The organism is Metabacillus rhizolycopersici, from assembly GCF_020075705.1.
Window position 1 is genome coordinate 1 of the sequence record NZ_JAIQUM010000352.1, and the last position, 207, is coordinate 207.

Consider the following 207-nt stretch of genomic DNA (forward strand, 5'->3'; position numbering starts at 1 on the left):
AGTTTGATTGATTCAGTTAGTCGGTCACAAGCAGTTGCTCTAATCCTTTTTGGAGGATATTCAGACTTGCATTATGATCCCGGTCCAATACCGCCCCGCACTTTGTGCAAATATGTGTACGAATGGAAAGTGATTTTTTTACACGTTCACCACAAGAAGAACAGTCTTGTGATGTGTAGTGTGGTTCTACTTTTACAAGTAGCCCGC

1 protein-coding gene is annotated in these 207 nt (G+C 42.0%); it reads right to left on the reverse strand.

The window, feature by feature from the left end; translation table 11 throughout:
- Positions 1-16: 16 nt before the first annotated feature.
- The coding region (locus K9V48_RS28920) for a zinc ribbon domain-containing protein (protein ID WP_224142376.1) at positions 17-207 on the reverse strand (191 nt) is incomplete at its 5' end.